The sequence below is a fragment of the Halopseudomonas xiamenensis genome (genome assembly GCF_014219065.1).
GTDB lineage: Bacteria > Pseudomonadota > Gammaproteobacteria > Pseudomonadales > Pseudomonadaceae > Halopseudomonas > Halopseudomonas xiamenensis.
On sequence record NZ_JACLGO010000033.1, the window covers coordinates 36015 to 47665 of the forward strand.

Sequence of the window (11651 nt, forward strand, 5' to 3'; positions counted from 1 at the left end):
ACGTTGTCCGTCTGGCAGCATGTCATCTATGCGTAATGTCTATTTGGCATCATTGGTGTCATGCGCCTTACTTTGCTTGCCGGTACCTCCATCGTGAATCATCGCAGCCTGCCCATCTCCCTCGGTCTCGTTCAGCGTGCCATCGTGGTGCTGGGTGCGGTGATCCTGATCTTTGTCTGGTCGATGTACCATTACCACAATCGGCAGGTACACGATGAGCGGCTGGAAGCCGAAGGCGCCGGGCATCTGAACCTGGCGGTGATCGTGGCCGAGAACCTGCGGCAGATGGCCGATCGGGCCAGGGCGGCGGGCAGTATCTATAACACGGAAGGGCGGCAACAGGGTCGGGTCGGCCCGAACCTGTCGCGGTTGCTGGCCGGTGACCCGGTGTTCAATCGCCTGAGTATCTTCGGCTCGCGCGGCGAGCTGCTGTTTGCCAGTCATAGTCCGGGCCTGGCCAGCATGCCGTCCGATTGGTGGCAACGCCTGCGCGGTACCGCCGGCCCGACGGTGAATGAACCGATCATTCCACCGGTGCTGGATACGCATGACCAGGCGAGTCCCTTTCCGCACTGGCGCCTGCCGTTTCTGGTACCCCTGGCTGGTAACGGCGAGCGCAGCACCCAGGCCATGTTGATCGAGATGGATATCGGTTATCTGGTCAGCCTGTATCACTACATCGACCTGGGCAGGAGCGGATTCATCCAGGTGCTGGACGCCGATGGCCGCGAGCGCATGCGTGCCGACTCCAGTGGCGTGATCATCGCCGGGCAGCGCCTGGCGCCCTTGCCGCCGGAGGGCCGCCAGGCCGGTCTGTATACCTCGGTGGTGGGTAGTGACCGCTATCAGAGTGCCTTCCATGCCATGCCGCAGCATGGTTTCACCGTGGTCATCAGCAAGCGCTACGATGAGATTCTCGGCCCGTTCGAGGCGGGCAAGTCACGGCAGTTCCTGCTCAACGTCATCGTCAGCCTGGCGGTGGTGGCCTGCGTGTTCTGGATGGTCAGGATGCTGCATGGCCAGCAGGTGGCGCTGGTCACCCTGCAGAACTCGCAGCGGGAAAACCAGCAACTGATCGAGCGCCTGGAACGTGAGCATGAACGCAGCAGCCGGGCCGCCTCCACCGATCACCTGAGCGGCCTGTTCAACCGCCGACAGTTCATCGAGGTGGCCAACCAGGTGCTGGCCGAGCAGCGTAATCGCCGGCGCCTGCTGGCGCTGCTGTTCATCGATCTGGATCGTTTCAAGTCGATCAACGACACCCTCGGCCACCGCATCGGTGACCTGCTACTGCAGGCGGTGGCCGGGCGTATCCGCCGGCTGCTCGAACCCGGTGATGAGGCTGCACGGTTCGGTGGTGACGAGTTCGTCGTGCTGCTGGCCGGCGAGCGCACCGAGCAGGATATCGTCGCCTGGGTCGATACCCTGACCCAGCGCCTGTCCGCCACCTACCAGCTCGAAGGCAGCGAGGTGAATACCAGCCCCAGTATCGGCATCAGCATCTGCCCCCGCGACACCCAGGATGTGGACAGCCTGATCCGTTATGCCGATGCGGCCATGTACTCGGCCAAGCGCGCCGGCCGGGGCCAGTACCGCTTCTTCGACCAGTCGCTGAACGTCTCGGATGTGGAGGAGTTCCATCTGGAGCAGGCCTTCGGCGAGGCGCTGAAGCAGCATCAGTTCGTGCTGCACTACCAGCCGCAGGTCGCCCTGGACTCGATGTCGATCATCGGCTACGAGGCCCTGGTGCGCTGGCAGCATCCGGAATTCGGGCTGATCTATCCGGATCGCTTCGTGTCGATCGCCGAGCGCAGTGGCTTCATCATCCCGCTGGGCCTGGAGGTGATCTCCCTGGCCTGCCGGCAACTGGCCGAGTGGGTTGCCGAGGGCGTGGCCGGGCGGGTGGCGGTGAATGTCTCGGCGCTGCAATTGAGCCAGCCGCAATTCAGCGACATGGTGCTGGGCGAGCTGCAGCGCCATGGGGTGGAGCCTTGGCGCCTGGAACTGGAAATCACCGAGACCGCGATTCTCGAACAGGAGCAGATCGCCATTGCCAGCCTGGAGCTGCTCAGGAGTGCGGGGCTGAGCATCGCCCTGGATGATTTCGGCAAGGGCTATGCCGGCTTCGCCCACCTCAATTCACTGCCGGTGAACAAGCTGAAGATCGACCGCAGCCTGATCGCCCAGCTGTCCAACAGTCACGATGACAGTCTGATCGTCTCCTCGACCATCACCCTGGCCAAGCGGCTGTCGTTGGAGGTGGTGGCCGAGGGCGTGGAAACGCCGGAGCAACTGGTGTACTTGCGTCTGGCCGGCTGCGACATCGTCCAGGGTTATCATTTCAGCCGCCCGATGACCGCTGACCGGGTGGCCGACTTCCAGAACGAGTTCCGCGCCGCCAAGGTCACTGCCTGATGAAACTGCTGCTGGTTTTCCTGTGGATGCTGTTCTACCCCTCCACTGCCATCGCCGAGGCGGTGGCCTGCCGTCAGGACAGCCTGCGCATCAGCATCATTCCGGTGAAGAATATCGACGAGCTGGTCAGGGAATACCAGCCGCTGGCGGACATGCTCAGCGCCGGGCTGGACCTGCCGGTGCAGATCCTGCGAGCCAGCTCCTATGCAAGCGTGATCGATGCCACGGTATCCGGCGGTACCGATATCGCGTTGCTGGGGCCGGCGTCCTATCTGCTGGCCTGGCAACAGAACCCGCGCATCGAGGCCTTCGCCTCGCTGGCGCTCGGGGCCGGGTATTTTTCCACTGGCGGGGGCTATTACCACTCACTGCTGCTGGTGCGTGGCGACAGCGAGTTCAGAACGCTGGAGGACACCCGTGGGCGCCGCGTGGTGCTCAACGATCCGGCCAGCACCTCCGGGGCGCTGGTGCCCAACCGGGAGTTCCCGGCCAGCGCCGGCAGGCCGCTGGACGCGCATTTTGCCGGGCAGATCTATGCCGGCTCCCACGACAAGGCGTTGGACGCCCTGCTGCAGGGCAGGGTGGAGGCGGCGTTCGTGTCCAGCGAACGCGCCGACGAATACCTGCGGCGCGGGCTGATCGACGAGAAATCGCTGCGGGTGCTCTGGCGTTCGGCGCCGATCCACTACGACCCCTTCGTGTTCAGTGCCGAGGTATGCCCACTGCTGAAAGAGCGCATCCGCAGCCTGATGCACACGCCCTCGGCGCAGGTCAGCGAGTTTCTGCGCTCGCAGCGCGCCGAGCGGATCATTCCGGTAAGCCACGCGGCCTACCAGCCGCTGCTGGAGCTGATGGCGCGCTAGCGGCGCTCCAGCAGCACTCCCGACTCCATGTGGTGGGTATAGGGGAACTGATCGAACAGCGCGCAGCGGGTAATGTGATGGGTGTGCTGCAGCTCGGCGATATTCGCTGCCAGGGTCTCTGGATTGCAGGACACGTAGAGAATCCGCCGGTAGCCCTTGACCAGTTCCAAGGTCGCCGGGTCCAGACCGGCACGGGGCGGGTCGACGAACACCGTGCCGAACTGGTAGCCGCTCAGGTCGATGCCCTGCAGGCGGCGGAATTCGCGTACCCCGGTCAGGGCCTGGGTGACTTCCTCGCTGGCCAGGCGCACCAGGGTGACGTTGTCGACCTGGTTGTCGGCGATATTCTCCAGCGCCGAACGTACCGAGCTTTTCGATAGCTCGGTGGCCAGTACCCGGCGAAAGCGCGTGGACAGCGGCAGGGTGAAATTGCCGTTGCCGCAGTACAGCTCCAGCAGATCATCGCTGTTGTGGCCGGCCGCCTCCAGCGCCCAGCCGAGCATATGCTGGTTGACCTGGCCGTTGGGCTGGGTGAAGCCGCCCTCGATCTGCTGGTAACGCCAGCTGCGACCAGCGACCTGCAACTGCTCCACCACGTAGTCGCGCTGCAGGACCCGCCGCCGGCCGCGGCTGCGGCCGATCAACAGGATGTCCAGCTGCTCGGCCAGGCGCTGCGCTGCGATATCCCACTGTTCGTCGATCGGGCGGTGGTAGCACAGGGTGACCAGCGCCTCGCCCGACAGCGTGGTGAGAAACTCCACCTGGAACAGCCGGCGACCCAGTTGCGGGTCAGCCTTGCAGGCGTCGAGCAGTGGCATCATCAGTTCATTGATACGGCGACTGGCGATCGGTAGTTGCTCGATCAGGATCGGCCGGCGGTTGTCCCCCGGCTCGAACATCGCATAGTGCGGCTGGCCATCCTCGTACCACAGGCGGAACTCGGCGCGCAGGCGAAAATGCTCGGGCGGCGAGGCGAACACCTCGGGCTCCGGTGCGGCGAAGGGTTGCAGCAGTTCAACCAGGCGCTGGCGCTTGGCTTGCAGTTGCCCGGCATAGCCGGCGGGATCGAAGGTCACGGCCATCAGCTGAAGAACCCGAGTTTGACGATGAACAGTGCCGACAGCACGTACAGGCTGGGATTCAGATCACGCCAGCGCCCGGACAGCAGCTTGATCGCGGTCCAGGAGATGAAGCCCAGGGCAATGCCGTTGGCAATGGAGAAGGTCAGTGGCATGACCAGCGCGGTAACCACCACCGGCGCCGCCTCGGTCAGGTCCTCCCAGTCGACCTGCACCAGGCCGCTGGTCATCAGTACCGCGACGAAGAACAGTGCCGGCGCGGTGGCGTAGGGTGGTACCGCACCGGCCAGTGGCGACAGGAACAGGCTGAGCAGAAACAGCGCGGCGACCACGCAGGCGGTCAGGCCGGTGCGGCCACCAACCGCGGTGCCGGCGGCTGACTCCACATAGCTGGTGGTGGTCGAGGTGCCCAGCAGCGAGCCGAACATGGTCGCGCTGCTGTCGGCCATCAACGCCCGGCCCAGGCGTGGCAGCTTGCCCTTTTCATCGACCAGGCCGGCCTTCTGCGCGACCCCGATCAGGGTGCCGGAGGTATCGAACAGATCGACGAACAGAAAGGCGAAGATCACGCTGACCAGCCCCACATCCAGCGCACCGCGGATATCCAGTTGCAGCAGCGTCGGTGCCAGGCTCGGCGGTGCCGAGACCAGGCCATCGGTGCGGGTGAAGCCGGCGAGCAGGCTGATCCCGGTGACCAGCAGGATACCGATCATCACCGCCCCGGTTACCCGGCGGTAGGCCAGCGCGACGATGACCATGAAACCGAGTGCGGCGAGCATCGGGCCGGGCTGGGTCATATCACCAGCGCCGACCAGGGTGGCGGGGTTATCGACCACGATGCCGGCGCTTTTCAGGGCGATCAGTGCCAGAAACAGCCCGATGCCGGCAGCGATTGCCGAACGTAGCGGCAGCGGGATACTGTTGATCACCCATTCGCGGATCTTGAAGATGCTCAGCAGGAAGAACAGCAGACCGGAAATGAACACCGCCCCCAGCGCCACCTGCCAGCTGTAGCCCATGGAACCGACCACCGTATAGCTGAAGAAGGCATTCAGGCCCATGCCCGGTGCCAGCGCGATCGGGTAGTTGGCCCAGAGGCCCATCACCAGCGAGCCGAGTGCAGCGGCCAGGCAGGTGGCGACGAACGCGGCGCCTGGATCGATGCCGGCATCGGCCATCATCATCGGGTTGACGAAGATGATGTAGGCCATCGTCAGAAAGACGGTCACGCCGGCCAGTACTTCGGTGCGGACAGTGGTACCGTGGGCTTTGAGTTGGAACAGCTTTTCCAGCATGGCGGGATCTCGGGGTGGGGAGGCCGAAAAGGGCGGCATTCTAGCGTATTTACCCCTACCGTGCAGCAAGGGGCACGGCTGTGGCGACGGGTGTGGTTGCAGGGTGAATTTTTGCTCTCGTTGTGTCAGTCTTTACGGCCATTTTTGCGGAGAGCCGCCATGAGCAATACATTCGAAACCGACGAACAGCGCGTCAGCTACGGCATAGGCCGTCAAATGGGCGATCAACTGCTGTCGAGCAATATCCCCGACCTGGCCGTCGATCTGGTCCTGGCCGGCCTGCGCGATGCCTACACCCAGCAGCCCAGCCCGGTCGACGAAGCCGCCATGCAGGCCGCCTTCCAGACCCTGCAGTCGAAGATGCAGGCACTGGCCGAGGAGTCCGCTCGTGCGGCAGGCAAGGCTGGCCTGGAGTTCCTCGAGCGCAACGCCGCGCGCGAGGGCGTGGTGACCCTGCCGTCGGGGCTGCAGTATGAAGTCGTCAGTGAGGGCAGCGGCGCCACGCCGACCGCAAGCTCTACCGTGCGCACCCACTACGAAGGTACGCTGATCAGCGGCGAAGTGTTCGACAGCTCCTACAAGCGCGGCCAGCCTGCCGAATTCCCGGTCGGTGGCGTCATCGCTGGCTGGACCGAGGCGCTGCAGCTGATGCAGGAAGGTGCCAAATGGCGCCTGTACATCCCCTCCAACCTGGCCTACGGTGAGCGCGCCGCCGGCAGCATCCCGCCGCACAGCACGCTGATCTTCGATATCGAGTTGATCAAGGTTCTGTAACCAAGTGCATATCGCCTCCGGTGGTTGGCGTAGCGCAGGCGCGCTACACCCCGGGGATGCTGGGTTGGCGAGCGCCTGCTCGCCGACGGTGTTGCACGGGCTGGCCGGTTGGCTGGCGTAGCGCAGGTGCGCTACACCCCGGGGGTATGCTGGGGTTGGCGAGTGCCTGCTCGCCGACGGTGTTGCACAGGCTGGCCGGTTGGCTGGCGTAGCGCAGGTGCGCTATGCCCCGTCAGAACTGGCGGTCCACCGCAAAGCGGGCCAGCTGTTCCAGGGAGTCCCGGTAGATTGACGGCGGCAGTGTCTGCAGCAGGCTGATGGCCTCATCCGCATGCTGGCGGGCCAGGTTTGCGGTGTATTCCAGGGCGCCGCTGTTTTCCACCGCCTGGCGGATCGGGGTGATGTCCTCGATGCCGCCTTTCTGGATCGCCCGGCGCACCAGGGTAGCCTGTTCGGCGGTGCCTTCGCGCATGGTGTAGATCAATGGCAGCGTGGGCTTGCCCTCGGCCAGATCATCACCGACGTTCTTGCCCATGGCCTCGGCGTCGCCGTTGTAGTCCAGCAGGTCGTCCACCAGCTGGAAGGCGATACCCAGCGCGTCACCGTAGCGGCGCAGTGCCTCGACCTGCTGTGTCGGGGCGCCAGCGAGCAGCGCGGCGGTATGGGTCGAGGCCTCGAACAGCATGGCGGTCTTGCTGCGGATGACTTCCATATAGGTGGCTTCGTCGGTGCTGGCGTCACGTACCTTGGACAGCTGCAGCACTTCGCCCTCGGCGATCACGTTGGTGGCGCCGGCCAGTACCCGCATGATACGCATGTCGTCGAGTTCGACCATCAGCTCGAACGAGCGTGAATAGAGGAAGTCGCCGACCAGCACGCTGGCCGCGTTGCCCCACAGCGCGTTGGCGGTAGAGCGGCCACGGCGCAGGTCGGAGGTGTCGACCACGTCGTCGTGCAGCAGGGTGGAGGTGTGCATGAATTCGATGATAGCCGCCAGGGTGTGCGGGCGCTCGTCGGTCAGGCCGCAGGCGCGGGCGCCAAGCAGCACGACCAGGGGGCGCAGGCGCTTGCCGCCGGCACTGATGATATAGCTGCCGATCTTCTCGACCAGGGGCACGCGCGAATGCAGTTGACGCATGATCAACTGGTTTACAGCTTCGAAGTCATCAGTGACCGCAGTGTAAAAAGGCAGGGTGGTCATCTACAGCACGCTTTCAGAAGGGTTGCGCGGCATGCTAGGCGGCGGCTCGCGTACTGTCAAGAAAGCAGCGGCATTCGGCTATTACCGCATTCTTCAGGCGCGCTGGTTCGGCATTGCGCTGGCGCCGATTTGTCGGTAGAATCCCCGCCCCTGAAAACCCGATTTACAGCATCCCTGTTTTGACAATGGCAAGCTCGGGCCCGATAGGCGGGTTCACTTGCAGCCATGCCGGCCATTAACGACTATACCCAAGCGCCGGGTGAGCAGGATTACGGAGAAAGCAACATGTACGCAGTAATTGTTACTGGTGGCAAGCAGTACAAGGTCGCCGAAGGCGAATACCTGAGAGTAGAGAAGCTGGAGGCCGAAACCGGCGCCAGCATTGAGTTCGATCGCGTACTGCTGGTCGGTAATGGTGATGACGTCACCATCGGTGCTCCGGTTGTCGAAGGCGCCAAGGTGACCGCTGAAGTCAGCGCCCATGGTCGTGGTGAAAAGGTTCGCATCATCAAGTTCCGTCGCCGCAAGCACCACATGAAGCGTCAGGGCCACCGCCAGTGGTACACCGAAATCAAGATTACCGGCATCTCTGCCTAAGTATTGAGGAGTAAAGACTCATGGCACACAAAAAAGCAGGCGGTTCCACACGTAACGGTCGCGATTCAGAAGCCAAACGACTTGGTGTGAAGCTGTACGGTGGCCAGGCTGCCACTGCCGGCAACATCATCGTTCGTCAGCGCGGCACCCAGTTCCACGCCGGCAAGAACGTTGGTATGGGCAAGGATCACACTCTGTTCGCCAAGGCCGACGGCGTGATCAAGTTTGAAGTCAAGGGTGAGTTCAATCGTCGCTACGTCAGTGTCGTAGCCGGCTGATAGTTCCCCGGTTTCAAAAAGCCCTGTCTTGCGACGGGGCTTTTTTGTTTGTAGCGTAGGTCTTCCTTATAACCCCTCATGAGGGGGAGCGAAATGAAATTTGTAGATGAAGTGGCCATTACCGTAAAGGCGGGTGATGGTGGCAATGGTTGCATGAGCTTCCGCCGGGAAAAGTTCATTCCCAAGGGCGGGCCCGATGGTGGTGATGGTGGCGATGGTGGCTCGATCTTCCTGGAAGCCGATGCCAACCTGAACACCCTGGTCGATTATCGCTACACCCGTCGTTTCAATGCCAAGCGTGGCGAGAACGGGCGTGGCTCCGATTGTACCGGGGCCAAGGGCGAGGATATGGTGCTGCGGGTACCGGTAGGTACCACCGTGGTCGATGCCGGCACCCAGGAAATCATTGGTGACCTGACCGAGCCGGGCCAGCGCCTGCTGGTTGCCCAGGGTGGCTTTCACGGCCTGGGTAATACCCGTTACAAGTCCAGTGTCAACCGCGCTCCCCGGCAGACCTCGAATGGCAGCCTGGGCGAGTTGCGTGACCTCAAGCTGGAGTTGAAGGTGCTGGCGGACGTCGGCCTGCTGGGGCTGCCCAACGCCGGCAAGAGTACCTTCATCCGTGCCGTATCGGCGGCCAAGCCCAAGGTGGCGGACTATCCCTTCACCACCATGGTGCCCAACCTGGGCGTGGTGGATGTCGGGCAGCTGCGCAGTTTCGTGATTGCCGACATTCCGGGGGTGATCGCCGGGGCTGCCGAAGGGGCGGGGCTGGGCACGCGCTTTCTCAAGCACCTGTCGCGTACGCGGCTGCTGTTGCACCTGGTGGACATGGCGCCGCTGGACCAGAGTGACCCGGTCGAGGCGGTCGAGACCATCATCCACGAACTGGGCAAGTTCAGTCCGTCGCTGACCCTGCGCGAGCGCTGGCTGGTGCTGAACAAGTGCGATCAGTTGCTGGAAGACGAGCAGCAGGCGATCCTCGACGATGTGGTCGAGCGGCTGGAGTGGGAAGGTCCGGTTTTCGTCATTTCCGCCGCCGAGCGCCAGGGTACCCAGGAGCTGGCCAAGGAAGTCATGAACTGGCTGGATGAGCGCGTCCTGCGGCTGCAGGAGGATGAAGAGTACGCCACCGAGATGGCCGAGCTGGACCAGCGTATCGAGGACGAGGCGCGTGCGCATATCCAGGAGCTGGATGATCGCCGGGCGCGGCGCAAGGCAGGTCTCGACGACGGAGATGACGACTTCGACGACGAGGATGATGATGACGAAGATGGGCCGGAAATTTTCTACGTTCAGTGAGCGGAGCTGACATTGCATGCGTGACAAGGTAACGGCCGCCCGGCGGTGGGTGATCAAGATCGGTAGCGCGCTGCTGACCGGCGATGGGCGCGGCCTGGATCGCCAGGCCATGGCGATCTGGGTGCGGCAGATGGTGGAGCTGCGCAACAGCGGGGTGGATGTGGTGCTGGTGTCCTCCGGCGCCGTGGCTGCCGGCATGACCCGGCTGGGCTGGAGCGAGCGACCGAAGAGCATTCATCAGTTGCAGGCGGCCGCTGCGGTGGGGCAGATGGACCTGGTGCAGGCCTGGGAAAGCAGCTTCGAGGAGTTCGGGCTGACCACCGCCCAGGTGCTAGTGACCCATGACGACCTGTCCGACCGCAAGCGTTACCTGAATGCGCGCAGTACCCTGCGGGGGCTGCTCGATCTCGGTGTGATTCCGGTCATCAACGAGAACGATACGGTGGTCACTGACGAGATCCGCTTTGGTGACAACGATACCCTTGGTGCGCTGGTGACCAATCTGGTCGAGGCCGATCTGTTGGTGATACTCACCGACCGTGACGGCCTTTTTACTGCTGATCCGCGCAACAATCCCGAGGCCGAGCTGATTTCCAATGCCATGGCTGATGATCCCCGGCTGGATGCCATGGCTGGCGGCAGCGCCGGTGCCCTGGGGCGCGGCGGCATGCAGACCAAACTGCGCGCCGCGCGGCTGGCGGCCCGCTCGGGTGCCAGCACCATCATTGTCGGTGGGCGTATCGAGCAGGTGATTGCGCGGCTCAAGGTCGGCGAAGACCTGGGCACCCTGTTGCTGCCGGAGAAGGGCATGCTGGCGGCGCGCAAGCAATGGCTGGCTGGCCATCTGCAGACCCGTGGCCGGCTGCTGCTCGATGATGGTGCGGTTCGGGCGCTGCAGAGCGGGCGCTCCAGTCTGTTGCCGGTGGGGGTCAAGGCGGTGGAAGGCAACTTCCGGCGTGGTGAAATGGTGGTCTGCGCCGCGCTGGACGGCAGCGAGGTTGCGCGGGGGTTGGTCAACTACGGCGCCTATGAGGCGTCGAGGATTCTTGGTCAACCCAGCGAGGCGATCGCCGGAATTCTCGGCTACGTCGACGAACCGGAGTTGGTGCACCGGGATAACCTGGTGCTGGTGTAGAGGGGTAGCGGGGGTGTAGCGCGCCAGCGCTACGCCTTTGCGGAGGTTGGTGTGCTCCCGCCGTCGAGCAGGCGCTCGACAGCCCCGGGCTGGGGGTGTAGCGCGCCTGCGCTACGCCTTGCGGGGGTTGGCAGTGCTCCATCGTCGAGCCAGTGCTCGATGATCACCTGCAGCTTGGTGTGGCGCTCTGGTTTGCAGGATGGCAGGCCACAAAAAAACCGGCTCAATGAGCCGGTTTTTTTGCATCAACGCAGAACGCGATCAGGCGGCGGTAGCCATGGCCTTGATGTGTGCGTTCAGGCGGCTCTTGTGGCGAGCGGCCTTGTTCTTGTTGATGATGCCCTTGTCGGCCATGCGATCGATGACCGGAACGGCGGCAGTGTAGGCTGCCTGGGCTTTCTCGAGGTCTTTGGCGTCGATCGCCTTGACTACGTTCTTGATGTAGGTACGAACCATGGAGCGCAGGCTTGCATTGTGATTGCGGCGCTTCTCGGCCTGCTTGGCGCGTTTCTTGGCTTGAGGTGAGTTGGCCACCGTCTTGCTCCTCAGAAAATCAGTGAATTAGGGTATAAATAAGGTCGCGTACTGTGCCGTAGAGCCAGGCCAATGTCAAGGGGCAAAAGCCGGCGGTGGCCTGGGTTGTCGTATATGGTCTCCTCCCTCATTGCAAGGCTTTCAACATTCAATGACAAGAGCAGGTTGTCTGTCGTAT

At 63.4% G+C, this 11651-nt stretch carries 11 protein-coding genes; 7 read left to right on the forward strand and 4 right to left on the reverse strand.

All coding sequences use genetic code 11. The annotated features are described in order from the left end of the window. The first annotated feature begins 93 nt into the window (after positions 1–93). Positions 94–2415 (forward strand): putative bifunctional diguanylate cyclase/phosphodiesterase, encoded by a 2322-nt coding sequence (locus H6X51_RS17465; protein WP_185268748.1) that lies wholly within the window; start codon positions 94–96, stop codon positions 2413–2415. After that, positions 2415–3278, forward strand: coding sequence for a phosphate/phosphite/phosphonate ABC transporter substrate-binding protein (locus tag H6X51_RS17470; protein ID WP_185268749.1), 864 nt, complete (start codon positions 2415–2417; stop codon positions 3276–3278). The genes H6X51_RS17465 and H6X51_RS17470 overlap by 1 nt, the downstream gene beginning before the upstream one ends. Here the strand turns inward: H6X51_RS17470 and trmA are convergent. Then, entirely contained in the window at positions 3275–4360 is a 1086-nt protein-coding gene (gene trmA / locus H6X51_RS17475; protein ID WP_185268750.1) for a tRNA (uridine(54)-C5)-methyltransferase TrmA, read from the reverse strand. The two genes, H6X51_RS17470 and trmA, sit on opposite strands and share 4 nt — an antisense overlap. Continuing rightward, positions 4360–5652 carry an NCS2 family permease gene (locus tag H6X51_RS17480; protein WP_185268751.1) on the reverse strand — a complete coding sequence of 431 codons (1293 nt, stop codon included), beginning with the start codon at positions 5650–5652 and terminating at the stop codon, positions 4360–4362. The genes trmA and H6X51_RS17480 overlap by 1 nt, the downstream gene beginning before the upstream one ends. A 159-nt stretch (positions 5653–5811) precedes the next feature. Between H6X51_RS17480 and H6X51_RS17485 the strand changes: the two genes are divergently transcribed. Next, positions 5812–6426 (forward strand): FKBP-type peptidyl-prolyl cis-trans isomerase, encoded by a 615-nt coding sequence (locus H6X51_RS17485; RefSeq protein ID WP_185268752.1) that lies wholly within the window; start codon positions 5812–5814, stop codon positions 6424–6426. A gap of 232 nt (positions 6427–6658) precedes the next feature. Here the strand turns inward: H6X51_RS17485 and H6X51_RS17490 are convergent, their stop codons facing one another. Then, positions 6659–7627, reverse strand: a complete 969-nt coding sequence (locus H6X51_RS17490) for a polyprenyl synthetase family protein (RefSeq protein WP_185268753.1) — start codon at positions 7625–7627, stop codon at positions 6659–6661. 285 nt (positions 7628–7912) lie between these two features. On the opposite strand from H6X51_RS17490, the gene rplU reads away from it, so the two are divergent. The 4 genes from rplU to proB all read left to right on the forward strand — a co-directional run bounded on the left by rplU (position 7913) and on the right by proB (position 10939). Next, positions 7913–8224: a 50S ribosomal protein L21 gene (rplU, locus tag H6X51_RS17500; RefSeq protein ID WP_185268754.1), complete on the forward strand. Its 312-nt coding sequence runs from the start codon at positions 7913–7915 to the stop codon at positions 8222–8224. 20 nt (positions 8225–8244) lie between these two features. Beyond that, complete coding sequence (rpmA, locus tag H6X51_RS17505; protein WP_105643096.1) at positions 8245–8502, forward strand: 50S ribosomal protein L27; 258 nt, start codon at positions 8245–8247, stop codon at positions 8500–8502. A gap of 93 nt (positions 8503–8595) precedes the next feature. Next, positions 8596–9804, forward strand: coding sequence for an Obg family GTPase CgtA (cgtA, locus tag H6X51_RS17510; protein ID WP_185268755.1), 1209 nt, complete (start codon positions 8596–8598; stop codon positions 9802–9804). A gap of 16 nt (positions 9805–9820) precedes the next feature. Then, positions 9821–10939, forward strand: coding sequence for a glutamate 5-kinase (proB, locus tag H6X51_RS17515; RefSeq protein ID WP_185268756.1), 1119 nt, complete (start codon positions 9821–9823; stop codon positions 10937–10939). A gap of 261 nt (positions 10940–11200) precedes the next feature. Here proB and rpsT read toward each other — a convergent pair whose 3' ends face one another. Further along, on the reverse strand, positions 11201–11473 hold the full coding sequence (gene rpsT, locus H6X51_RS17520) for a 30S ribosomal protein S20 (RefSeq protein ID WP_185268757.1): 273 nt from the start codon (positions 11471–11473) through the stop codon (positions 11201–11203). Positions 11474–11651 lie beyond the last annotated feature (178 nt).